The organism is Tunturiibacter lichenicola, assembly GCF_051013355.1.
GTDB lineage: Bacteria > Acidobacteriota > Terriglobia > Terriglobales > Acidobacteriaceae > Edaphobacter > Edaphobacter lichenicola_F.
In genome coordinates this window covers 4450536-4475115 of the sequence record NZ_CP132944.1, presented here as the reverse complement: position 1 = coordinate 4475115, position 24580 = coordinate 4450536, and the positions used below count along the sequence as shown (strand labels likewise).

The 24580-nt window shown below is 57.2% G+C and carries 21 protein-coding genes and 1 tRNA gene; 6 read left to right on the top strand and 16 right to left on the bottom strand.

The window, feature by feature from the left end:
• Positions 1 to 272 precede the first annotated feature (272 nt).
• The 3 genes from RBB82_RS18695 to RBB82_RS18685 form a co-directional block, all read right to left on the bottom strand.
• Positions 273 to 348: transfer RNA gene (locus tag RBB82_RS18695), tRNA-Lys, on the bottom strand.
• A 155-nt stretch (positions 349 to 503) separates the two neighbouring features.
• Entirely contained in the window at positions 504 to 1358 is an 855-nt protein-coding gene (locus tag RBB82_RS18690; RefSeq protein ID WP_433972254.1) for a menaquinone biosynthesis family protein, read from the bottom strand.
• A 91-nt stretch (positions 1359 to 1449) separates the two neighbouring features.
• Positions 1450 to 2046 carry a biotin transporter BioY gene (locus tag RBB82_RS18685; protein ID WP_433972253.1) on the bottom strand — a complete coding sequence of 199 codons (597 nt, stop codon included), beginning with the start codon at positions 2044 to 2046 and terminating at the stop codon, positions 1450 to 1452.
• Between the two features lie 378 nt (positions 2047 to 2424).
• On the opposite strand from RBB82_RS18685, the gene RBB82_RS18680 reads away from it, so the two are divergent.
• Positions 2425 to 2757, top strand: coding sequence for an FtsB family cell division protein (locus RBB82_RS18680; RefSeq protein ID WP_433972252.1), 333 nt, complete (start codon positions 2425 to 2427; stop codon positions 2755 to 2757).
• Positions 2758 to 2801: 44 nt separating this feature from the next.
• Here RBB82_RS18680 and RBB82_RS18675 read toward each other — a convergent pair whose 3' ends face one another.
• The 3 genes from RBB82_RS18675 to RBB82_RS18665 form a co-directional block, all read right to left on the bottom strand.
• Positions 2802 to 3398: a redoxin domain-containing protein gene (locus tag RBB82_RS18675; RefSeq protein ID WP_433972251.1), complete on the bottom strand. Its 597-nt coding sequence runs from the start codon at positions 3396 to 3398 to the stop codon at positions 2802 to 2804.
• Positions 3399 to 3528: 130 nt separating this feature from the next.
• Positions 3529 to 5253 (bottom strand): carboxypeptidase-like regulatory domain-containing protein, encoded by a 1725-nt coding sequence (locus RBB82_RS18670; RefSeq protein WP_433972250.1) that lies wholly within the window; start codon positions 5251 to 5253, stop codon positions 3529 to 3531.
• Between the two features lie 149 nt (positions 5254 to 5402).
• Positions 5403 to 7142: a GWxTD domain-containing protein gene (locus RBB82_RS18665; protein ID WP_433972249.1), complete on the bottom strand. Its 1740-nt coding sequence runs from the start codon at positions 7140 to 7142 to the stop codon at positions 5403 to 5405.
• 289 nt (positions 7143 to 7431) lie between these two features.
• Between RBB82_RS18665 and RBB82_RS18660 the strand changes: the two genes are divergently transcribed.
• The 4 genes from RBB82_RS18660 (at position 7432) to RBB82_RS18645 (ending at position 13055) form a co-directional block, all read left to right on the top strand.
• A complete protein-coding gene (locus RBB82_RS18660) occupies positions 7432 to 8838 on the top strand; it encodes an efflux RND transporter periplasmic adaptor subunit (protein WP_433972248.1) in 1407 nt (468 codons plus the stop codon).
• 116 nt (positions 8839 to 8954) lie between these two features.
• Positions 8955 to 9716 carry an ABC transporter ATP-binding protein gene (locus tag RBB82_RS18655; protein WP_433972247.1) on the top strand — a complete coding sequence of 254 codons (762 nt, stop codon included), beginning with the start codon at positions 8955 to 8957 and terminating at the stop codon, positions 9714 to 9716.
• Between the two features lie 88 nt (positions 9717 to 9804).
• Positions 9805 to 12438: a hypothetical protein gene (locus RBB82_RS18650; protein WP_433972246.1), complete on the top strand. Its 2634-nt coding sequence runs from the start codon at positions 9805 to 9807 to the stop codon at positions 12436 to 12438.
• 458 nt (positions 12439 to 12896) lie between these two features.
• Entirely contained in the window at positions 12897 to 13055 is a 159-nt protein-coding gene (locus RBB82_RS18645) for a hypothetical protein (RefSeq protein WP_433972245.1), read from the top strand.
• Between the two features lie 379 nt (positions 13056 to 13434).
• On the opposite strand, the gene RBB82_RS18640 is transcribed toward RBB82_RS18645, so the two are convergent.
• The 7 genes from RBB82_RS18640 to RBB82_RS18610 form a co-directional block, all read right to left on the bottom strand.
• A complete protein-coding gene (locus tag RBB82_RS18640) occupies positions 13435 to 14964 on the bottom strand; it encodes an amino acid permease (RefSeq protein WP_433972244.1) in 1530 nt (509 codons plus the stop codon).
• 31 nt (positions 14965 to 14995) lie between these two features.
• Positions 14996 to 16507 (bottom strand): APC family permease, encoded by a 1512-nt coding sequence (locus RBB82_RS18635; protein ID WP_433975412.1) that lies wholly within the window; start codon positions 16505 to 16507, stop codon positions 14996 to 14998.
• A gap of 104 nt (positions 16508 to 16611) precedes the next feature.
• Complete coding sequence (gene thiE / locus RBB82_RS18630) at positions 16612 to 17253, bottom strand: thiamine phosphate synthase (RefSeq protein WP_433972243.1); 642 nt, start codon at positions 17251 to 17253, stop codon at positions 16612 to 16614.
• 2 nt (positions 17254 to 17255) lie between these two features.
• Positions 17256 to 17765, bottom strand: a complete 510-nt coding sequence (locus RBB82_RS18625; protein WP_433972242.1) for a hypothetical protein — start codon at positions 17763 to 17765, stop codon at positions 17256 to 17258.
• 21 nt (positions 17766 to 17786) lie between these two features.
• The gene (gene accC, locus RBB82_RS18620) at positions 17787 to 19142 is read right to left on the bottom strand and encodes an acetyl-CoA carboxylase biotin carboxylase subunit (protein WP_433972241.1); all 1356 of its coding nucleotides are present in this window, start codon (positions 19140 to 19142) and stop codon (positions 17787 to 17789) included.
• A gap of 49 nt (positions 19143 to 19191) precedes the next feature.
• A complete protein-coding gene (gene accB, locus RBB82_RS18615) occupies positions 19192 to 19698 on the bottom strand; it encodes an acetyl-CoA carboxylase biotin carboxyl carrier protein (protein WP_433975411.1) in 507 nt (168 codons plus the stop codon).
• Between the two features lie 39 nt (positions 19699 to 19737).
• On the bottom strand, positions 19738 to 20811 hold the full coding sequence (locus RBB82_RS18610) for a M24 family metallopeptidase (RefSeq protein ID WP_433972240.1): 1074 nt from the start codon (positions 20809 to 20811) through the stop codon (positions 19738 to 19740).
• Positions 20812 to 20899: 88 nt separating this feature from the next.
• Between RBB82_RS18610 and RBB82_RS18605 the strand changes: the two genes are divergently transcribed.
• Positions 20900 to 21775 carry a metallophosphoesterase gene (locus tag RBB82_RS18605; protein ID WP_433972239.1) on the top strand — a complete coding sequence of 292 codons (876 nt, stop codon included), beginning with the start codon at positions 20900 to 20902 and terminating at the stop codon, positions 21773 to 21775.
• Between the two features lie 255 nt (positions 21776 to 22030).
• Here RBB82_RS18605 and RBB82_RS18600 read toward each other — a convergent pair whose 3' ends face one another.
• From RBB82_RS18600 to RBB82_RS18590, 3 genes are all read right to left on the bottom strand, one after another.
• Positions 22031 to 22288 (bottom strand): helix-turn-helix domain-containing protein, encoded by a 258-nt coding sequence (locus RBB82_RS18600; RefSeq protein WP_433972238.1) that lies wholly within the window; start codon positions 22286 to 22288, stop codon positions 22031 to 22033.
• Positions 22289 to 22388: 100 nt separating this feature from the next.
• Positions 22389 to 23429 carry a 6-phosphofructokinase gene (locus RBB82_RS18595; RefSeq protein ID WP_433972237.1) on the bottom strand — a complete coding sequence of 347 codons (1041 nt, stop codon included), beginning with the start codon at positions 23427 to 23429 and terminating at the stop codon, positions 22389 to 22391.
• Positions 23430 to 23553: 124 nt separating this feature from the next.
• Positions 23554 to 24555 carry an MBL fold metallo-hydrolase gene (locus RBB82_RS18590; RefSeq protein ID WP_433972236.1) on the bottom strand — a complete coding sequence of 334 codons (1002 nt, stop codon included), beginning with the start codon at positions 24553 to 24555 and terminating at the stop codon, positions 23554 to 23556.
• Positions 24556 to 24580 lie beyond the last annotated feature (25 nt).

Sequence of the window (24580 nt, the reverse complement as noted above, 5' to 3'; positions counted from 1 at the left end):
TCATGAGGGACGAAGTGCAACGGAAAGGGCCCATACGCCTCGCCTCCAAAATGTTCCCAACATTCTACTGTTAGCGAAGCAGATTTCTCTTCCCGAAGGCAGAAATGCCTACTCGCCCCAGGAAGTCAATGAAACCCCATCAGCGTCAGGCATCTGAACCACTACGGGTAGCGATCAGAGCAGCCCACGAGTATGGTCAGGTCTTGAAACATACATCATATCGAGAACGACCTTGCAACCAGTAGGCGTTTGACAGATTGGAAGACGGAAAGTGGTGGACGCGGTAGGGATCGAACCTACGACCAGTCGATTAAGAGTCGAATGCTCTACCAACTGAGCTACGCGTCCTTTTGGTTTTTACTCCCGGAGAGGAGGCCGGTGAGAGCCTTTGCAGGGGTTGAAGCACGCAAGACTGCAATCACTCGACTTATTAAAGATAACACAGCTTGCAGAAGAAAAACCGACTGCAAGCTGTGAGTTAGCCAACGAAATCGCGCCGATGCTTAGCCGACAAAATCAACATTGGCCCGATGAGGAATGATGCCGCGCTCGTAGCCCATATCGAGCAACTTGCGGATGGCCACTCTGCCATCTTCCCCATAGTTCAAGGTGCGTTCATTCACGTACATACCGACGAAACGGTTGGCCAGAGTCGGATCCAGATCGCGAGCAAACTGCATCGCGTAGGCCAGTGCCTCTTCACGGTGATCGAGTGCGTGCTGAATGCTATCGCGCAGAGCATTCGTGGTAGTCAGCAGTGTCTCAGCACCCAGCGAGCGGCGAATAGCATTCCCACCAAGAGGAAGCGGCAGCCCCGTCTGCTCGCGCCACCACTGGCCAAGGTCGAGCAGCTTGATAAGCCCGTCATTTGCGTAAGTAAGCTGCCCTTCATGAATAATCAGGCCCGCCTCATATTCGCCCGAGACCACTGCCGGGATGATTTTGTCGAACGGAACGACAACCGTTTCAACCTCCGGCGCGAAAAGCTTCAGCGTGAGATACGCAGTCGTAAGAGTGCCGGGAACCGCGATGCGGGTCTTCTTAACATCGTCGAGTGAGAGCTTGCGGCTTGCGACGATCATGGGTCCGTAACCTTCGCCGACGCTACCGCCACACGACATCAACGTGTACTTGTCCTGCAGATAGGGATAGGCATGAAACGAGATCGCCGTCACGTCATAGAACGCTTCGTTGATAGCACGTTGGTTCAGTGTCTCGATATCAGTAAGAGTATGGGTAAACTTGAAGCCCGGGACGCGGACCTTGTTGGTCGCCAGACCATAGAACATAAAAGCGTCATCGGAGTCTGGGCTATGGGCGATGCTGATCTCTTGAATTGCGGCGGTTGCGGCTGTCATGATGCTTTGATCCTTCAATCTGAGTAATGAGTGTTACATGCGCAGGCTAGCAGATCAGGTCTGCGCAAAGGAGGTAACAGCGCGATCTAGTTCAAGACCGGCGCCATCGTTGCACTGAGCTGAATATGCCGGCGGCGGCCATAATTTTGACGACCTCTCCCGGAAGAAACGGAGCGATCGCCATGGTCCAGGTCGCGGATGCGCTCAGATGCAGAAGATGAGCCAGCCAGCCAGCGCCAAGGATGAAGATCGGCGCACTCGCAACCGTCGCAGCGACCAGACCGCTGCGGAAACGGGAGGTTACACGCTGCATCAAGCGTACTACCCAGCCAGCGGTCGCTGCGGCCAGCGGATAAGAGAAGAGATATCCGGCATTGGGGCCAAGCAGGTGCGCAACGCCACCTACGCTGTGCGGCGTGAAGACTGGCAGACCCATCGCTCCTTCGGCGAGATAAAGCACCATCGCCGAAAAACCAGCCACCGGGCCAAGCATCATCCCAACGAGGATGACAGCAAAGTTTTGCAGTGTCAGAGGCACCGGCGTGAACGGAAGCGGAATTGAGAGGTGAGCACAGATAGCGACGAATACGCTCGCGGCTACGACCAGGATTACTTTGCCGGAGAGTGAGTCCTGCAGCGATCCGGTACGTTGCGTGAGACCAAGTTGTGTAGAGGCAGCGGATTGCATAGAGCAGGTCCTTTCGCGCTAGAAACGCTTTGATGAAGTTGCTTGACTAAAAGAAATAGCCCGAACATAGAAACTTGAGCGGCGACGCCAATCGCGAAAACGAGAATAGCAAAGGATCGAGATGGCAAAGCGGGTTCGCATGCTCCATAAGAAGAATAACAAGGTGAATGGGCTTCGTGCAGCTTATTCGGCAACGGGCGCGATTTCATTGCTTCTGCCATACGTATCTCTTCTCCCAAAATACAGCGGTACAAAGTAGGTACATCCACGCGCGAAGGGGGTTTTCCACTTGACGATGCATGGCACGAAGTTTGTACTTAGTTTTGTATGCCTCGTTCAAACACAACAAGCGCAGGAGCAAAGCAATCAAATGCTTTCGTGCGTTTGTACGAGCGAAGCCGCCTGGGCTGGCGAAAGGTCGCTACCGGAGCAGCCGCGCTGCTCGCCATCGCGATGGGATACCACGTCATCTTTGGACAGAACGGCCTTACCGTCTATCAGCAGAAGCGGCAGGATGCGCAGAGCCTGGACAATCAACTGCGCAGTCTGCAGCGCGAGAACGACCTGTTGAAAGGACACGTCGATCGCCTCCAGAGCGATCCAAACGCGATCGAGCATCAGGCACGCGAAGAACTCCACTACACGCGACCGGGCGAGGTAATCGTCTACATGCCGACAACTGCATCAGCCACAACCGCCGCAAAACACTAACGATCTCCCGTATTCCCTTTGCAGTGGGACCGCGTTGCCGTCACCTAATCCTGCTCTCCAAACACTGCGGCATAGCTCTTGCCATAGGGATAGAAACCATCCTTCTCCCCCCGCTGCCACGCTGCCTTGTGCGCAGCATCTGTGATATCCCAATCTGGCCGGCACTTCTTCATAACAGCTCGCAGATCCTGACGTAACTCTTCAACAGTCGGACGACCAAAAAACCAATACCCGTCATAGATCTTAAACACAACAAGCCCAGGCTCAAGAACGATGGTGTAAGGAATCATCGGATTATGCACTGGATCCGTATACTCGGCGATGTCGAGGTCCTTCTGGATCACGCGTCCCGCATCCGACAAAAACGTCCAGTGCGCACCAATGCCGGCACGCACCTCGTTCGTCTCAGCCAGATTGTCCGTGCTCACGGTCACCAGCCTGCAATACCCAACCTCCATCTCGCGATGAAGCTCGACCAACCCCTCTGCCTGCCGGCGATCCTTCGGGCAGAACCCACCTCTGCTTAGCACCAGCACCAGCGGATGTGGTCCTTGCAACTCAGAGAGCTTGCGCCGCTTCGCCGTGTGATCGGTCAGTTCATAGTCAGGAAACACAGCCCCAGGCACAATATCTGCTCGCATCAGATTCAAGCTCCTTCGCCGCACAAACTGCGTGCACTCACTCTATCGTCAGCGCAGAACGCAAACAATCACCATCAGCTCTCACCTCACTGAAAGAACGAATCCATGAAGTCTTGAGCAAAGAATACTTTCAGAAGGTAAACGCGAGCCCAGCCTGAATCGTGCGCGGCGACTGCGCTAGAAACAGCATCTGGCCATCATCAGACATAAACGGACGATACCCCTGCGCCAGCAGATTCGTTACATCGATCGTTGCGTCCAGTCCTGGTGGCAGCAAGCTACCCAGCCGCAGAGCCTGGCGCAGATAGCAACTGAAGTACGCCTGGTCGCTAAATGGAGCGTACGGATCAACCGCTGTCACCAATCGTGTCGGCTGCCAGCGATAGGCCGCCCGAACTGTCGTTCCGCTTCGAATCACTCGCCCACGCAACGCAATAGTCGCTGTTTGTGCACTTCGCGGCGCCAAACTAGCCCCAAGCGTCGGTAGAGCGATCACCACTCCATCCTTTTCAGCCAGCCCGGCCCCAGTACCGTACTCCAACGCAATCCACATATTCGACGATAACGGCTCAGACACAGTCAGATTCAGCCCTTGCGTCTTATATCCGTCTCCCAGAAACCGAAAATTCCCCGTCGTCGAATCGGCCAGAATTCCGCTGCCACCATCTTGCCCTGTCTCTGCAATATCGGCTGCGCTCAACGCACCGCCACCCGCAATCGCTACGCGACTCAGAGAGTCTCGATAATAAGCAATTTGGACAAACCCACGACCGGTCTTCCGGCCCACAGAAAACTCTTGATGCAACCCACCCTCGGTCTGCATCTTTCCCTCATAAACCGTCGCAACCGGCAGCTCTCGTTTGACCGTATCCAGCCCAGCGAACGATTGAAGCTCCTGCGACGTCGCCATCCGGTACCCCACGGTCCACGTTCCGGTTGGATGCGCGTTTACCTTCAGAAACGGTCGCGAACCGGACGCATAGCCCGAAGTCCGCACAACATACACCGTCCCCCCGGCCTCAACATCAACCATGTCCCCAAGCTGCATCTGCTGAGCGCTCGCTATCTGCATCGACTGAAGTCCGGAAGATCCATCCGGCCCCATCATCTCCGGATGAGACTGGTAACTCAGCACCGTTCTCGCCGCGCCACCCATTCCCAAACGCATCCCGTATCCGGTAGCCACTTCTGTCGATGGTCCAACCGAACTAGGTTGGATTGGTGCTCCAACATCCATATGCAACGTCAGACCCGCTCCATCGTCGAGCACTTTGTCGATAGCGAAGACAGTATGTACACCATTACTTCCGAAGCCACCATCCCCAGCGGTCATCTCGGTACGGGCTCGTTCGGCACCCTTCGACGACTCCGTCGCGCTAGACGAAACCACGATCACGTCGCCATCGTCAGCCAGCCGCAGGATAGGTCGGTTCGCAGCCGAGCGCAGAGTCCACTTCCAATCGTCACCCGGCTCATCGGCTTTACGCCGTTCCGCTGGAAGCCACGTCGCAGACTCGAACAGCGTATTCAATGTGAGATTTACAACGGCCTGAGCTCCGGAACGAAGCTGCAAATTAGACCGCAGCGCTGGCACAAACAACGCCGCACTGGCTCTTACCTGATATTGTCCGGGAACTAAGTGGGGGATAAAGTATCGTCCGTGCAGGTCGGTAAACGCCGTCCCTGCCATGGCTGAATCAGCCGCTATCACCTGAACCAGCGCCCCCAGCTGCGCCACTCCCTCCGCGTCGCGAACAACACCGGATACCGTGGCACCCTGACCGACAGCAACGCGGCAGGCTGCAGTCAGCAGCATCAGCGACAGAAACGCGATCTTCACCTGGGGCCGTTGCACAGTAAAACCGTCCTGCGCGTCGAGGGCTGTCCTAACCAACCCGCACCCGGAAAAAATAGGGTGCGTCTTACAGCGTGCGGTGAAATTGATTGCTGCAAATTGACGTCCGCGCAACCATATTGTCTTTCCAAATCTAAATCCGCACCTGCCTAATCTACGATGAAGGATGCAGATTCTGCGATCTGCTGCTTCGTTATTCCGTCATTTACTTTGATGCTTACCTGATATTTTCCTGGTTGCAAGCTTGCCAACGGCAAACTCTTTTCAATCGTGACCTGGTCCGCGTTCGGATTGGTCTTCGATGTCAACTCTTGTGCCTGCAAAACTGTCGTATTTGTTGCCATGTCCAGAATCTGATACTCGATGGTCGCACCGTTCTGTTTGCTCTTTTCATCGATACCAAGGTTATACACCTGCATCCAGAAGTTCAGACTCTGTGCACGATGAAATGTAACAGGAACTGCGACTCCGGTCGACACACGCGGACGAATTCGCGTATCTCCAATAATAAAGTTTCCGGCTCCAATATCCTTCGAGGGTACCCGTTCCATCTGGTCGGCCAGAATCAGCGACGAAGAAGAAAGCCGGTCATCGTCGTATTGGGGAACATTCAAACTGCGCTCCCATCGGCCGATGTGATCCGGATTGTTGACGTCCTTGATCACAATATCGATCTTATAAAGCCCAGGCCGTAACGGGAGAGACTTCCAGTAAACCGACAGATCGGACCGCTTGCGTGCAAGCAACTCGCTCGGCACCTGCACACTCACCGTATCTTCAAAGGTCTGAATCGGCTTATGGTTCAGATTCGACACGCGACCCAGGATGTTCACTGTGCCCATGGCAACTCCGTCTTTATTGGTGAACGTGATATCGCTGTTCCTGATCTGCAGCGTCACCGGTACCAGAATCGTATCGTTCGTCACCTTGACGTAGTCTGTCCGGACGTCAAATAAAAACGGTGGCCCAGTCAAAATCTTGGAGGTCGCCATAAACGACTCCAGGTCCTTGAACTTAATCACGGGAGGAGCCATCAGCTTCGCAAAGCGATCCAACCGATCAAACTGCTTGCTCGAGTTCTGCGACGAGAGCGGCCCCGCGCCAAGCTGCTCCAGACCGCCACCCGAAAACCGGTCGGCCTGCTTCGCCTGCCCCGTCTGCTCGTACATCGTCTGACCGGCTCCAGGAACATGCTTCAGCGCATCCTTCTCCGACCGATCGATCGTCATGTGGTAATCGCCGCACATGCACGTATCTACAAACTCGATGTCGATGTTATCGCCGACACCCTCGAGATAGCGGTAATGCCATATCTCGAACGGGAAGGTAGACGTACTGCCTCCGCCCTCTTCCATCGGCCGCTCGTAGCTGCCGCCGCTCGGATGGGAGTCAATGCTGTCCGCCTTGCCGTAAGCGATATAAATATGCCCGCGATCGGTTCTCCAGCCTGGCTTACCGGCAGCAAAATGGTCGTTCGCATACGCAATGCGTGCGTAATGCTCTTCGCGGAACTCATTCTCAGGCGAGTCAGGATTCGGATTCCGGCGCAACCAGAAGTTCTCAATAAACTGGTCACGTTCTTCGTCGTTGCTTAAACTCTTGAATGCCTGCAACTCCTGGTCGGTAATGATCCAGCGAACATCCTCATCTACCCACTTCTTATAAACGCCCTTCAACTCCTGCTTCAGGGCCTTACGCTGCGCGATCTTCTCCTGATCGCTCAACGGACGCTTCAGCGGATCCGGCTGTTCTGTAACCGTGGGGCCCTTTGTTACGCCATCGGGCGCCGTAGAACCACCAGTCGTCTGTTGCGCTGCTAAAACACCCGCTCCCATCATCGCCAGGAAGAGGAGAGCCGTGCCGGGTGCAAAGCGCCGAGAAGTTGTCATAGCTGAGGTTGTGCTCCTGGTACCAACCTACATTGTAGAGCGGTTACACCTCCGTTACAAGAGGAGACTCAAGCCAACCCCTGCTATCATCGCTCGCAGATGAAGGGAACGGATAAGTCCTCTCCACAGGGAAGTTGCGAACTCTGGAGGATCTCTTCGGAATAGGCTCCGCCCGCGTCACGGAAAGATTATTGGAACACATGGTCTTTCGCTTCCGTACTGTATTCAGTAGCCACTAACTCAAAACGCGGCTCCGCCATCGGGCAGAGGGCGCGATAAGAAAGCAGCAATGAGCCTAAAGAAAATCCTTTTGATCGTCGTTGCGGTCCTGGTTCTCGGAGGGATCATCGTTGGCACCATTCTTCACGGCCAGGCCAACGTCACCAAAGTTGCCACCGGCAAAGTCGTTCGTCAGGACCTGATCTCCGTGGTCAACGGCACCGGCCAGATCAAACCCAAGACCTACGTCAATATTGGCGCCACCGCCTTCGGACGCATCACCCACCTCTACGTCAAAGAGGGTGACCACGTGAAGGCCGGCACGGTTCTCGCTACCGTCGAGAGCGTTCAGCCGCAGGCGACCGTCGCAGCCCAGCAGGCCACCATCTCCTCGTCCAAGACAGATATCTCCAGCTTTCTCGCCGCCGAAAAGACCGCCGAAGCGAACATAGCCCAGGGTAAAGCCGACCTGGAGCAGAAGAAACTCGACTACGGTCGCGCCGAATCGCTCTACAACGAAAAATTAATCGCCAAGCAGGACTACGACGCCAAAAAAGCCGCCTACGACATGTCCGCTGCGACACTCGCCCAGCGTCAGGCCGCTCTCGCTCAGGCCCTGGCCCAGACCGAGTCGCAACGCGGCCACATGAACCAGGCCGTCGCCAGCCAGCGAGCCAACTACGACGCACTCGACAAGACCGTCAGCCGCGCGCCCTTCGACGGCCTCGTCACCAACGTCCCCGTCCGCGAAGGAGAAACCGTCGTCCTCGGCATTCAAAACGCCGAAGGCTCGACCCTCATGACCCTCGCCGACATGTCCGTCATCACCGCCGAGGTCAAAGTCGACGAAACCGACATCGTCAACGTCGAACTCAACCAGCCTGCTGAAGTCACCGTCGATGCCCTGCCCGGCCGCGTCTTCAAAGGCCACGTCACCCAGGTCGGTGATCAGGCGCTCCTCCGCACCACCGGCGTCGCCACCAGCCAAAGCACCACAGGCACCGAAGAGGCCAAGGACTTCAAGGTCGTCGTCACCATCGACCAGACACCAGGCCTGTCCAACGATGAGCTTCGCCCCGGCCTCTCCACCACGGCCAAGATTACCACCGCTCACAAACCCAACGACCTCACCATCCCCATCCAGGCCCTCGTCCAGCGCGATCCAGCCGCCGAAAAAGCCCTGGCCGCCAACGCGGGCAAACCCAAAGCAGGCGGAGTCGCCGCCGCAACCACCAAACCTCAGCCCGTCCAGGGTGTCTACCTCCTTCAGGCGGACCACAAAAAGCTCCGTGCAGTCTTCGTTCCCGTCACCACCGGCATCACCGGAGCCACCGACATCGAAGTTCTCAGCGGGCTCAAAGAAGGCGATGAAATAGTCACTGGCCGATATCGAATTTTGCGAGGCCTAAAGAGCGGCACAGCCGTCAAAGTAGATAACACCGTTGAAACGACCACCACAGACGCAGACAAGTCCTGACAAAGTTGAATCTGAACTCTAAAATAGGTGCTTACGCAGTGACTGAACCAACATCGCGGAACCATCCCACCACCCCAAACGTACTATCCTGAAACAGTAGGAGCACGGAGAACCGGATGGCAATCGAAACTGCAGTCGAAACCAACCTCAGCACCAGCAACGCCTCCGGTCCCACCACCGGCGACGTCATCGTCACCGACAATCTCTGGAAGACCTACGAGATGGGCGACCAGCAGGTGAATGCTCTCCGTGGCGTGAACCTCCGCATCCGTCACAACGAGTACGTCGCCATCATGGGCCCCTCCGGCTCAGGCAAATCGACTCTGATGAACCTCATCGGCTGCCTCGACTCTCCATCTCAGGGCCGCTACTGGCTCAACGGCCACGACGTCTCCGAGCTCAACGACGACGAGCTCGCCCGCATTCGCAATAAGGAAATCGGCTTCGTCTTCCAGACCTTCAACCTGCTCGCCCGTGCAACCTCACTCCACAACGTCGAGCTGCCTCTCATTTACAACGGCACTCCCGCAGCCGACCGCACCAAACGCGCCAAAGATGTCCTTGAGTCCGTCGGCCTCGGCACACGCATGATGCACAAGCCCAACGAGCTATCCGGAGGCCAGCGTCAACGCGTCGCCATCGCCCGAGCCCTCGTCAACCGCCCCTCCATCATCCTCGCCGACGAACCCACCGGCAACCTCGACTCCAAAACCGGCGACGAGATCATGGCTCTCTTCGACGAACTCCACGCCAACGGCAACACCATCGTCCTCGTCACCCACGAGCCCGACATCGCCGAGTACGCCCATCGCATCGTCACCATCCGCGACGGCGTCGTCGCCGGCGACCACCTCTCCTCCCGCATCCGCAACAAGTAGTCCGTAACAAGTGTGTCAAAAGATTCAACAACATCCTCAGTACAGCCGCAGGAGCCATTTCGCCGTCTAAAATAGAATGATGGCAAGTGTGTTTCGACGTTTCCGTATCGCTGGAACTCTCGCTGCCCTCCTCAGCGTATGTACGCTGCTCCACGCTGCCGACGCCGCCCGTTTCGATCTCGCTGGTCCCAAGGTAGACGTTCACGTTACCCGCGCCGGCAAGACCCTGCCCATCGCCCAGGTTCCCAACCTCCAACCCGGTGACAAGGTCTGGCTCCGTGCCGACCTCCCTCCCACCCAATCCGTCCACTACCTACTCGTTGCAGTCTTCCTGCGCGGCACCACCAACCCGCCGCCCGATAACTGGTTCACCGAAATCCAGACCTGGAACAAAAAGGTTCGCGAAGAGGGCGTCACCATCACCGTCCCCGCCGAAGCCCAGCAGGTGATCCTATTCCTCGCACCCGAGACTGGCGGCGACTTCAGCACCCTCCGGTCCGCCGTCCGCGGCCGCCCCGGCATCTTCGTCCGCGCCTCGCAGGACCTCCTCGAATCCGGCTTCGAACAAGCCCGCATCGAGACCTACCTCGCTGCCATCCGCCGCGTCCCGCCCGATGACACTAAGGGACTCGTCGATCACTCCGACCTCCTCGCCCGTACCCTCAACCTCAAGCCCAACGGCGACTGCTTCAAACGCCCCGTCGATACCCAGGCCACCTGCCTCACCCAGGCCGGCAACCAGACCCTCCTCGACGACGGCCACGGCCAATCCGTCGCCGATGCACTCAACGACGGCTCCAACTCTGACCTCATCAACCAGGCGAGCTACACCCGTCTCGCTGGCGGCGGCAACTACAGCCCCTACGTCGGCGCCATCGTCGACCTCATCCGCATCACCAGCAGCCTCCACACCGCCAGATATCAGTACATCCCCGCCATCGCCTTCCCCGACGGCGACGCCCTCAACCTCCGCCTCAACACCCCACCCTCCTTCAACAATCCGAAATCCGTAATCGTCATCGGTCTCCCCGCGATTCAAGCCGCTGTCCCCCCACCGCTGCGTCCCACCAATCCCAAAGACATCGCATGTCTGCTCAAACCCGCGGTCGTTCTCCCAGTCGAAGGCGCGCCCCTCGTCTTCGCAACCGCACTGGCACACGATCTCACCCTCCACGTCGACGGCCCCAACGGCGGCACCGACATTCCCGTCACTCCGGACGCCTTTCGAGGCGGTCTCGTCCTGGCACACGCCCCCGCACGCAAACCCCTCCCGCTTGAAACGCGCCTCGAAGCTCCCGCCGAGGCAAACTCACCAGCGAAACCAGACGCCAAACCAGATGCACCGCCCGCAACGGATGGTTCCCATCCAGCTTCGACAGCATCTGCGTCTGCACCCGGCACCGTTACCGGCACCATCAACGGCTTCTGGGGCTTTGACGCCTTCAAAGGCCCAACCCTCCAACTTCAAGACACGCCAGGTAAAGACTGGAGGCTGGCCGACAACGACCTTCTCATCGCCGGCCGTGAAAATCACCTCATGGTCAGTTCCACCGGCACCGCCTGCGTCGACACCATCTCGGTCGACACCGCCGGAAAGCTCGCTGAAGCCAAGTGGAAGCCAGTCGACAAGCCCTCCACCGTTGACGTGACCGTTCCCCTCAAAGCCAACGACCCTGGAGCCCTTCACCTCGTCGTCAAGCAGTTCGGCGAACCCAAAGACGAGACCGTCGCCGCCAAAACCTACTCCGAGCCGGCCCGTCTCACCGCCCTCGAACTCCACGCAGGCGACACCACCGCCGATCTCACCGGCTCCAGCCTCGATCAGGTCCAGCAACTCACCATCAATAACCTCGTCTTCTCCCCCGCCCCACCGGCCACCCCTTCCAATCAGGACACCGCAACCCCCACCCCTGCGGCCACCAACTCCGACACCCAGCTCCGCCTCACCCTCCCGCCCAACAGCCAGGCCCCCAAACTTCGCGTCGGCGAACGCCTCACCGCCAGCTTCTCCCTCAAAGACGGCCGCAACCTCACGCTTCCCCTCACCGTCTCTCCAGCCCGCCCCTCTGTCACGCTGCTCAACAAGAACATGGGCGACTCCAACAGCCCCATTCACCTCGCCACTCAGGACGACCTACCCGCCGACCAGCAGCTCACCTTCTCGCTCAAGTCCCCCGTGCCGTTTCCGCGCACCGGCAAGATCGAGATCACGAACGCCGACGACAGCCTCCACGCGACCCTCAGCGTCTCCGAGGGCAATCTCGTCCTTCAGAATCCCCACACCCTCCTCGCCACGCTAGACCCCCTCAAGGCCTTCGGCACCTCAGCCTTCGGTCCGCTCCGCCTGCGCCCCGTCTCCCCCGACGGCACCACAGGCGACTGGCTCCCTCTTGTCACCCTCGTCCGCCTCCCTACCCTTACAGCCCTCCGTTGCCCGGCTGACACGACCCAGCCCTGCACCCTCACCGGCTCCAGCCTCTACCTGGTTGACTCGATCGCCACCGACTCCACCTTCACCACCCCAACAACCGTCCCCGAAGGCTTCGTCGGCACCAGCCTCTCCCTCCCGCGCCCCGCCAAAACCGGCTTCTACCTACGCCTCCGCGACGACCCCACCGCCACCAACACGGTGACCCTGCCTATCCTCCCTCAAACGACACCTGCATCCACAGGCACCTCCGCATCAGCCCTCACCAACCCCAAAAACCTCCCCAAAAACTAATCCCTTCTCTGCACTTCTTCATTGTCAGCCGTTCTTAATTGGCCGCTGTTCTTAATTGGCAGATGCTTTTGCCGGTGCTTTTTTGTTGTCATTCCGCAGCGAAGCGGAGGAATCTGCTGTTGTCGTTGCTCTTGCTGTTGCTGTTGCTAGTTCAATTGCTGTTGCCCTTGCGGTAGCTTACCTTTACTGTCGTTCCGCACCCTGAGCGAACCACCGATGTCGTCATCCTGAGCGCAGCGAAGGATCCTTGTCTTTGCCGTTGCACTTGCCGCTGTTTGTTTTTGCTGTCGTGCAGTGCTAAGCCTTGCTCCTGTTCTAAAACAATCACACACAAAAGTCGTCATCTCGACCGAAGTCGTGCGGTCTCATCGCGCGACGCAGTGGAGAGACCCCAGTATTTCGCCTTTGCTCTTGTCGTTGCTCTAGCTTTCTTTGTTGTTCGAGCGTAGCCGAAGCGGATGAGCCATCATCTGCACCACAAACCACCACAAAAAACACCATCAACCCTCAACAAGAATCCCGCCAAGATCACCCCAACCATTAGCCACCACCGGAAGCATCACCCCACCCACTTCCATCTCCTTCGAGCCACCCGCACTCCGCCCGACGGAGAATAGAAGCCACCTCCGCCCAACAAGATGATCAACCTTTTTGCTCAAAGCCGTGGCAGAGCTTTGCCCGCTTTTGCTCGCGCCGAAAACCTGTCAAGCCCCAGATCCACGAAAACCCGCGCCAATCCAGCACATTCGCGTGGCGTATGAGTTATGCTCCAGCAGCTATACTTGAATCAGACATAGAAAAAGCCCGGCAACTAGCCTGGGCTTTTTCATCTACTGCGATGAGAAACGCATAACCCGTTTGCTTGGACGAATTTAGCCGTAACCCATTTGGAATGAAATATTTGACGCCATCCATTTCGGCAAAATGCTCATAATAAAAGACTTACGTACCCCCACCCCGGGGGGGGGTGGGGGTCTGAAGCAAGGAAACCAGAAGCTATTCAGTACCCTCTCGTAGGGCCTTCTGCACTTTGCTATGTTTCACGCTGTACGTAAAGTAGATCAGCAGCCCAAACGCCAGCCAACCCAGCACGACGATCTTGGTCAACGTAGGCAGCGTCCACACCAGGTAAAGAGCGCTGATGATACCCAGGATCGGCACCGCGGGAACAAACGGTGTCTTGAAGGGCCGATGCAGATGGGGATTGCGTCGCCGCAGTATCCAAACGCCCGCGCAGACAATAGCAAACGCCAGCAGCGTCCCCATGTTGACCAGCTCACTCAACCGGTCAATCGGCAACAGCGCGGGCATAAACGCCACAATCGCTCCAACCACCAGATTCGAGATCCACGGAGTCCGGAACCGGGGATGGATCACTCCCGCCCACTTCCACAGCAGCCCATCCCGCGACATCGAATAAAACACCCGCGACTGACCCAGCAACATCACCAGCATCACCGTCGCCAGACCGAACACCGCACCAATCTTCACCAGGATGCTGCCCCACCGAACACCAGTCACGTCGATACCGACCGCAACCGGGTCGCCCACATTCAGCGCCTTGTAGTTCACCAACCCGGTAAGCACGCCCGACACGACAATGTAGAGCAGCGTGCAGAACACCAACGACCCAAGAATTCCGATCGGCATATCCCGCTTCGGATTCTTCGCCTCCTGCGCCGCCGTCGACACTGCATCAAACCCGATATACGCAAAGAAGATCGACGCCGCACCAGCCGTAATCCCTCCGATGCCGAACGCCCCCGGCCCCTGGCTCGGCGGAATGAACGGCGTCCAGTTCGCATGAGCCTCGGCCGGATGATGAAGAATGTACCCGATTCCAAGCACCAGAAAAATTGCCACAACACCCAGCTTCACAATCACAATCGCAGTATTCAGATTCGCCGACTCTTGAATCCCAATGATCAGAATCGTCGTAATCACGGTGATCGCCAGAAACGCCACCAGGTTGAACACACCAGTGACATGAGGCAGCGCCGAAGCATCGACTCCTGCAGGAAGTGCCATCAGCGACTGCCAGCGATCGTGGTACATGTACAGCACATTTCCCGGCGTAGTCGTTAGTTGCGGAGGAATATGAATATGGAAGTCCTGAAGCAACCCAACAAAGTAACCGCTCCAGCCCGAAGCCACCGTCGCCGCCCCAAACGCATACTCCAGCACCAGGTCCCAGCCAATAATCCAGGCCACAAACTCACCAAGCGTGGCATACCCATACGTATAAGCCGAGCCAGCAATAGGAATCAGCGAAGCGAACTCTGCATAGCAAAGGCCCGCGAACGCGCAGGTAATCCCGGCCACCACGAAGCTCAGCATCACCGCCGGCCCCGCATGTTTCGCTGCAGCCTGACCAGTCAGCACAAAAATGCCGGCGCCGATGATCGCTCCGATACCGAGTGTCACCAGATTCAGTGGGCCCAGGGTACGTTTCAGTCCACTCTCGCCCTCATCTTGTGCTTCGTGCAGCAGACGCGAGAGAGGTTTGGTTGCCAGCAACTTCGCCATTGATTCGAGTTCTCTACTTTCCCGTAACTTATTACCCTTCGTTTGCCGTCATCTCAATCGACTGAGACCGTGGCATCCGCGTCCATACCAGATACACCGGTATCCCCAGCAGAACGAGCACAAGGCCCGGCCACGTATATTGAGGTTTGTAACGCAATAGTACTGCACAAATCCATAGCGCCATCACGATATACGCCGCAGGCAGCACCGGATACCCAAACGCTCTATAAGGCCGGACCGCATCCGGCCGCTTCCGCCGCAGCACAAACAGTCCAGCAATCGTCAAAATATAGAAGACCAACACCGCAAAGATCACATAGTCCAACAGCTGCCCATAGCTTCCCGATAGGCAGAGCAAGCAAGTCCACGCCCACTGCACCCAAAGAGAGTTCACAGGCGTCTTCGACCGTTCGCTCAACTTGCCAACAGACTTGAAGAACAAACCATCCTGGCTCATCGCATAGTACACGCGAGCCCCAGCGAGCAGCATCCCGTTCACGCAACCAAAAGTGGAAACCAAAATCGCCGCAGCCATCAACTTAGCGCCATACCCAGCGAACGCCTGTTCCATCACCGCTGTCGCAACTCGATCCTCGGCTGCAAACTGAATTCCCCGCCCCGCAATCGTCGTCGCTGCTGGCTCGCCCACCATCGGCAGTACGCTCAGATAAACGAAGTTGCACAGCACATACAGCAGCAAAACTACTCCCGTTCCAATTGCGAGCGAGAGCGGCAGGTTTCGCTTGGGATTTCGGATCTCCCCAGCCGTAAACGTCACGTTGTTCCAGGCATCCGAGCTGAACAGAGACCCCACCTGCACCACCGCCAGCATAGTGAAAAGCCCAACGTATGCTGTCGGCCCACCCACCCCTACTTGCACGGCATGCGTGGTATGCCAACCAGCACCCGCCCAGAAGTTATGCCAACCAGCACCGAAGTTCGCCGCAAGGGCAACAGAGTTCTTAGCAAGCACCCCTACCAGCACAACTGCCGCGAGAGCCAGCACCTTCGCCGACGTAAACACATTCTGCACCGCCGCGCCCATCTTCACGCCCAGTGTATTCAGCAACGTCAGCAGCGTAATCACCACAATCGCCGACAGGTTGGCCGTATTCAACCCAATATCCATGTTGCCCAGCACCATCGGCCCCACATGCCACGCCGGAACATGCCCGATATGCCAGATCCAGTTCTGCGCGCTCACGCTTGGAACAAATACCCCGAGAAACTTCCCGAACGCCACACCCACAGCCGCAATGGTTCCTGTCTGTATGACAAGAAATAAGGTCCACCCATACAGAAAACCCCAAAGCGGCCCCAGCGCCTCACGCAAATACACATATTGGCCGCCTGCCTTTGGCATCATCGCGGCCAGTTCTCCGTAACTCAGCGCGCCAATCACAGTCATTGTCGCCGTCACCAGCCACGCCGCAATCAGCAACGCAGGAGACCCCAGCCCACGCGACATATCCGCAGAAACAATAAAGATGCCCGACCCAATCATCGAGCCCATCACGATCGCCGTTGCAGAAAACAACCCCATCCCCTGCACAAATTGTGGAGCGACCGATGTTGCCTGTCTTTCACTCGGCTGCTCAGCAGCGGGAGCAAGTTCTGTTTTTTTCACAAAATTCACGTTTGTCAGTTCTACCGTAAAACATCGAGAAAGTCTCTCGCCACTTTCGCGACCGGCTCCCCCTTTACAATCAGAGCGCTGATTACGGCTACTGAATCAGCCCCGGCATCGATCACGGATCTGGCATTTCCACGCGTGATTCCGCCAATGGCCACAATCGTTTTTTTTGTCAGCGATCGCGCCACCCTTACTCCCGCCAATCCGATCACCGGCTCTGCATCCAACTTCGTCCCAGTGGCAAACACCGGTCCTACTGCAACATAATCTGCACAACTCAAATCCGCCCGCCGAACCTGCTCTTCAGTATGCGTAGAAACCCCAACCCACCTGGCCGCTCCCACAACGGTACGAGCGTCCTCAGGCGTGAGATCATCTTGCCCCACGTGAACCCCATCCCATCCAGCGAGCACCGCAAGATCGGCCCGATCATTCATCACCAGCAAACAGTCGCTCTCGCGGAATACGTCGCGTATGGTGTCCACGTTCCTAATAGCCATCTGCGGCGCAGCTCCCTTGTCGCGATATTGAACTAGGCCTACACCCGCATCGCGAATCGCTCGAGCAAAATCAGCGATATCAACGCCTCGTCGCGACAAAATTCCCGCGTCGAGAATGGCATAAAAAATAGGCAGAGAACGCAGCTTTCGATCCATCGTTATGTCTGCGTCCGGTGGTAGTGGATTTCGAACAGCTTCACCCAGGCATCTTTCTTCAGTGCGAACAGCGCCCACGTGTAGTCATTGCTGCCAGTCTGATCAGTGTGTACCTGAAAGCGATTTACACTGCCGCTCGCTTCTGTCATCTGAAAGTCCCATAACAACGAGCCATCTTCGCTCCTCACCGTGCCGTTGGTCAATCCGCCATCCGCGCTGGGATAAGAAAATACAATCGCTTTCTTAGCGGCGTCATAGGCGAAGAAGCCCTGATACTGCATCACACCGTCGAAGCTACTGGTGAAACTAAGCGCCTTGCCATCCAGTTCCCGTTCTACGCGAGTCTCGATCTTTGTGGTTTTGCCATCGGGGCCTTGCACCTCCCCATGCCACACTCCACCAGCCATCCACACAACGGGCGCCAGCGGATCCGGACCAGCGGGAGACGGAACGGTTTGAGCTCCTAAGCCCATGAAGCTTACCACCAGCACTAACGTTACAAGCCTCTTCATCCTGTTCACGTCCTCTAGCGCCTAGCTATCCTTCTGCCGCTCGAAGAATCGCTCCATAAACTTCGTATCGAACTGTCCCGACCGAAACTCTTTATCCGCGAAGATCTTTTGATGCAGAGGAATCGTCGTATGAATTCCCTGGACAACAAACTGGCTCAACGCCCGTTCCATCTTGTTCATCGCCTCTTCGCGGTCAGCACCGTGGCAGATTAGTTTGGCTATGAGCGAATCGTAGTAAGGCGGCACAAACCCCTCCGCATACTGAGCCGTATCCACTCGAACCCCGTTCCCACCGGGCAAATTGAACGCCGTAATCTTTCCCGCACTAGGCGTGAACTTCTCGGGATGCTCCGCGTTAATCCGGCACTCAATCGCATGTCCACGGATCTCAACCGGCTTCGTAATGATCGAGGTCAGCTTCTCCCCTGAAGCAATTCGCAGCTGCGCCTTTACGAGATCAATCCCTGTAACCATCTCAGTTACACAATGCTCAACCTGGATTCGAGTATTCATCTCGATGAAGTAGATCTTGCCATCCTCATCCATCAAAAACTCAATCGTCCCGGCATTCCAGTAGCCGATATTCTCAAGCGCCCTCTTGATTGTCTTGCCCAACTCCTCACGAAGCTTCGGCGTCACCATCAAGCTCGGAGCCTCTTCAATCAACTTCTGGTGCCGACGCTGAATCGAGCACTCCCTCTCACCCAGACTCATCACATTGCCGTGCTCATCTGCCAGCACCTGAAACTCAATATGCCGAGGCCGTTCGATGAACTTCTCCATGTACATATCGCCGTTGCCAAAGGCATTCGCCGCCTCCGTCGAAGCCTGCTGATACAGGCCCGGCAACTCTTCTTTGTTGCGGCAGATGCGCATCCCGCGACCGCCGCCACCCGCAACGGCCTTCAAAATGACGGGGTAACCAACGTCTTTCGCCCACTCCAGCGCCTCATTCTCGTCCGCGATAATCCCATCGGAGCCCGGCAGAATCGGCACCTTCGCCTTCTTCATCGTCTGCCGCGCTGTGGACTTCTCGCCCATCATCCGCGTCACCTCTGGCGGCGGCCCGATGAACTTAATATTCGAAGCCCGGCACACCTCGGCGAAGTTTGCATTCTCGCTCAACAGTCCATAGCCCGGATGAATAGCGTCCACGTCAGCAATCTCAGCCGCGGAGATCACGGCAGGCACATTCAAGTAGCTCTCGCTCGAACGCGGTGGCCCAATACAGATCGCCTCATCGGCAAACCGCACATGCAGCGAGTTCCGATCCGCCTCGCTATACACAGCAACCGTACGGATGCCCATCTCCTTGCACGCGCTGATCACACGCAGTGCAATCTCCCCACGATTGGCAATTAAAACCTTACGAAACATAAACTTGAGATGCCTTCCATCGAACTTTGTACCGAATCGCTAATGTGTCTTACCGCGCTCTGATGGCAAACAGCGGCTGTCCATACTCCACCGGCTGTCCACTCGCAGCGATCCGCTTCACCACTTCACCGGCCACGTCAGACTCGATCTCATTCATCAGCTTCATGGCCTCGACGATGCACAGCACCTGCCCAACCTCGACCTGATCGCCTACTTTCACAAACGCCGGTGCGCCAGGTGATGGCGACTCGTAGAACGTCCCCACGATCGGCGACTTCACTTCATGCAACTTCTCTTCGGCCTCAGCAGCTGGAGCAGTTGGCGCCACTGCCGCAGGGGCAGAGGCTGGATGAGCAGGAGCAGCAGCAGGCGCTGATGCCATCAACCGACTTAGCTGCGCCATATCGAACCCTGCCGCTGGAGCCGCAACTGCAGGCTCGCCAGCAAACTTGATCCGCACCTTCAGGTCATCCTGCTCCATGTCGAACTCGGCGATCTCATTCGCCTTCAAAAACTCGACCAGTTCGCGAAGCTCATTCAACTTATTTCCGTCCATCATGTCTCTTCCCGTGCCTCTTGCGGCACCATCTCGTTTTTACAACTCGATCCAGGCCTTCACACTCGGCGTCAAAACCTCTCCACCTGAAGCCGTCACCAGAACCATATCTTCAATGCGCAATCCAAACCGTCCCGGCATATACACACCAGGCTCGATTGTAATCACCATTCCCTGCTCTAACACCTGCGTTTGCTTCGCTGCCAATCTCGGGCCTTCATGAATCTCCAGCCCTACACCATGTCCCGTCGAGTGGCTGAAATATTGATCCAGCTTAGCCCGTCGCAACACGCTCCGTGCCGCCTCATCGACCTCTCCGGCCGTTACTCCGGGCGCAACAATAGCGACCGCAGCCTCCTGCGCTTCCAGCACAGAATCATACACGTCCCGAACACCTGGAAGCGCCTTCCCCATGTGTATGGTACGCGTCATATCGCTGCAATATCCGTCGAGAATAACACCGAAATCCAACGTCACGAACCCCTGCTTCGGCAGCTTGGCAGTCGTTGCCCGTCCATGTGGAAGCGCAGATCGCTCTCCACTCGCAACGATCGTCTCGAATGACATCCCCTCTGCCCCTGCAAGCCGCGCCGCATACTCCAGCGTCGCCGCTACTTCCACCTCTGTCAGCCCCGCCTCAAGATAAGTAAGCATCCCATCGAACAACTCACACCCTACCTGGGCAGCCGCGCGCATCCGCGCAATCTCGTCGTTGTCCTTCACCTCACGCAGCCGAGCCACCAGTGACCCCACTGCAACAAACATTCCTCGCCGTATCTTGGCAGATACTGCCTTGCGCATTGTCTCCAGCGCGGCCAGCGTCGTATGCGGCGCATCAAACCCACATCGCCGCAGTCCCGCCGCTTCGATCCATTCACAAGCTGCGATCACCGCCGGCTTCTTCGCGATGACAACCTTGGTTCCAACCGCTTCGATCTTGGCCTGCGCCGTATATCGACCATCGGTAAACAGGACTGCCTTGCCGCCAACCAGCACTAATGCCGCACTTGACCCTGTGAAACCACAGAGATAGCGAACATCCGGCAGATGTGTAACCAACATCCCATCCACGCCCGCTGTCTTTGCCGCGGCTCCGGCTCTTCTCTTCCGCAAACTGAAATTCATCACCTCTGATTCTACCCAACTGCTCGGTCCACTAGTCGGCTTTGGTCCATCCACGTGCAACCCGGTATCATGGCTTATGTCCGGCTTTAAATCCGACCAGCCGTCGCGCTTAAGCCGACGAAATTTCATCATAGGCACCGGCACTACCGCAGCAGCATTCGCTCTCTACGCTGGCGAAATCGCTCGACACGAGGTTGACGTCGTCGACCGGCCCATCTCCGTCAAAGACCTCCCGTCGGCCTTCCATGGTTACCGCATCGTTCAGATCAGTGACATCCATCTCGACGAGTACACCGAGCCCTACTTCTTCGAACACATCGTCAACAAAGTCAACAGCCTTGCACCCGATCTCGTCCTTCTTACCGGCGACTTCGTCACCCACGGATCTATCACCTTTATCGCCGGTCGACACGCAGCCCATCGCGCGGCCGAGATCATCACCAAACTCACCGCTCCCCTTCGCTACGCCGTTCTCGGCAATCACGACGTAGCTGTAGACGCCGCGATGGTCATTCACGCCCTTTCCAGCCGTGGCACTCCAGTCCTGGTCAACCAAAACGTTCCCATCGAACGCAACGGCGCACGTATCTGGCTCTGCGGTCTAGACGATCCCGGCACGAGCTCCCCGAACCTAGACTTAGCGGTCCCAGCCAAACCCGACGGCCCCGTCATCCTCATGGGGCACGAACCCGACTACGCTGACACCGTCATGGCCCACCCCCGCGGACCGCTCGTCGACCTCATGCTCTCCGGCCATTCTCACGGAGGCCAGATCAGACTGCCCTTCCTTGGCCCGTTGGTCTTACCCCCAATGGGCATGAAGTACCCTGAAGGCCACTACCGCTTCAACCAGATGCAGCTCTACGTCAACCGTGGCATTGGCACCGTCGGCCTCCCATTCCGGCTCAACTGCCCTCCAGAGATCACCGTCCTGACACTTAACCCAGCCTGAATCCCGTTCGACAAGAAAAAAAACTCGAAATTCGCGCGATGCAAAGCTAGCCCTCGAACGCCGTAAAAAATATCATCACGATTCCCATCCCAATAAGCGCCACTGCCGCCGCTACACGCCCTGCAACGCTGTACCACGGCTTTCCCACAGCCGACCAGCAAAGCTGTATCGCAAACCAAAAGGCTGCGACCGCAATCGCCCCGAACAGTATCACCGATCCGTTAATGTGCGCAGCCAGTCGACTAATCAACCCGTCTACCGCGCCCGCGCAACCGGCTTCTTTTGTTTTGGCATGACCGCAATCGGAGTGACCGTCGGCTTTACCCCCGACTTCTCATCCATCCAAGCATCCAGCAGCGACTTCTTGAAACGCCACCGATTCCCCAATTTAAACGCCGGAATAAACCCCTCAGACGCATATCGGTACAACGTATCCCCACTAATACCCAGATACTCCGACGCCTGACGGATATCCATAACCTCGCGTACCGCTACTTGCGCCGATACAGCCATCACAGGTCCCCGTTTCGCTCTCGACTGGTGCCGGGTCGAGCCAACCCGGCACCATCTTTGTACCTTCTTTTGTCGAGAGGCACAACAAAAATCTCCTTTGTTAACTGGAAGCTAACGGTTGCAGACTCTTCATCACGGTCAGCAGGTCCTCCCCAACCGTTCGCGTCTTCGCAATCGCATCCGCCAGCGGAATATCAGTAATTTCAGTCCCCTTCAGCACCACCAGCCGACCGAACTTACCCGCATGCACTAGGTCAATTGCCGCAACGCCATACCGAGTAGCCAACATCCGGTCATAGGCCGAAGGTGTTCCACCCCGTTGCGTATGCCCCAGGTTCACACTCCTCGTCTCGTAACCAGTGCGCTTCTCAATCTCCTCCGCCAGCGCCTGCCCAATTCCACTCAACCGCGCATGGCCGAACGAGTCCACTGCCGTCCCATGCGTCGCCTGCCCAGTCTCAGGGAACTGCGCCCCCTCAGCCGCGACCACAATCGAAAACTTCTTCCCATGCTCCCGACGGTATTTCACGAGCCGGCAGACCTCCTCGATATCGATCGGCACCTCAGGCACCAGAATCACATCAGCGCCGCCCGCAATTCCAGCCGTGATCGCAATCCAACCCGCATCGCGGCCCATCACCTCACACACCATCACCCGGTTATGCGCCTCAGCGGTCGAGTGCAGCCGATCCACCGCCTCCGTCGCGATCCCCACAGCGGTATCAAACCCAAAACATGCGTCCGTTCCGTTCAAATCGTTATCAATCGTCTTCGGAACTCCAACGCACTTCACACCCTTCTCACTCAGCGCCAAACTGATCGACTGCGTGTCATCCCCACCCAACGCAATCAGCGCATCCAGCTTATGCTTCCCAAGAACCTCAACGCACTTCTCAAATCCTCCCGAAATCTTCTTCACATTCGTCCGCGAGGACCGCAAAATCGTCCCACCCCGATGCAAAATCCCCGACGTCGTCTCGAGCGTCAGCGGCATGGTCACATCATCCAGCACACCTCGCCACCCTTCCATGAAGCCGACAAACTCATCCCCATGGTGCAAAATCCCCTTGCGCACCGCCGCCCGTATCACTGCATTGAGCCCTGGACAATCTCCACCACCGGTCAACATCCCAACCCGCATTGAGCCTCCTTAAAATGAGCAAATTAACATCAGCGAAATCATACGCCGTCAGCAGCTTCTGGTCTTCGCCTACAAGAGACCACAGAAGCGCTCAAAGCAGTCATTCCCGCAATCTAACTAAATCTCACCGCCACCAATCCGACCGCACCTCTTCCTCAGCCACCACTTCAGTTGGTCGCCCCGGCTCCGGTGCCCATAGCCGAATCCCCCGCTCACCCGCCAACTCCAGCATCCGTTCAATCGGCTGTCGCCACGCGTGCAACGCCAAATCGAACAGCCCCCAATGAATCGGCATCATCAAACCTTTACCGCCCAACGCCTCAAACGCTCGCGCTGCACCATCCGGACCCAGATGAATCGCATCCCACAGTGCATCGAACGCCCCAATCTCCAGCATCGTCAAATCAAACGGTCCATATGCCGCACCAATCTGCGCAAAACCCTCCCACCACCCAGAATCCGCCCCGAAATAAACTTTATGCTTCGACCCCTTCAACACAAACGCAGACCAAAGCGTCTCAAATCGGTTGAACAGGCTCCTCCCCGAGAAGTGCCGCGACGGCACAGCCGTGATCTCCAGCCCATTCACCGTCACACTCTCGGTCCAATCCAACTCGGAGATCTTCTCCGCGCTCACCCCAAAGCTCCGCAGCTCCTCCCCGACTCCCAGCGAAGTCACCCACCTCGCTCCACGCATCGACTCCAGCCGTGCAAGCCCCCGAATCGTAGCCTCTCCCAGGTGGTCATAGTGGTCATGCGACACCAACACCACATCCACCGCTGGAATATCCTCAAGCCGAAGCGGAGCAGCAAAGAACCTCTTAGGCCCCGCCCACCGCATCGGAGAAGCCCGTTCATCCCACACCGGGTCCATCAGCATCCGCACTCCATCTATCTCAATTAGCACAGACGAGTGCCCCATCCAGGTCACTCGCAGCCCACTCTCCGGCGGCGCCCCATACACCGAAACATCCGTCTTGAACGGCCCGAGCGCCCGCACCGGCACCGTCTCCGCCTTATTGGTCAAATAATGCGGTAGCACTTTGAAGATGGTGCTCAAGCCACCAATCACAGTAGGGACCGGATTCGAAAACCGCCGACCGACCTTCGTGGCCCGTCGCAACATCGTCATATCTCTGGATACTACAGTC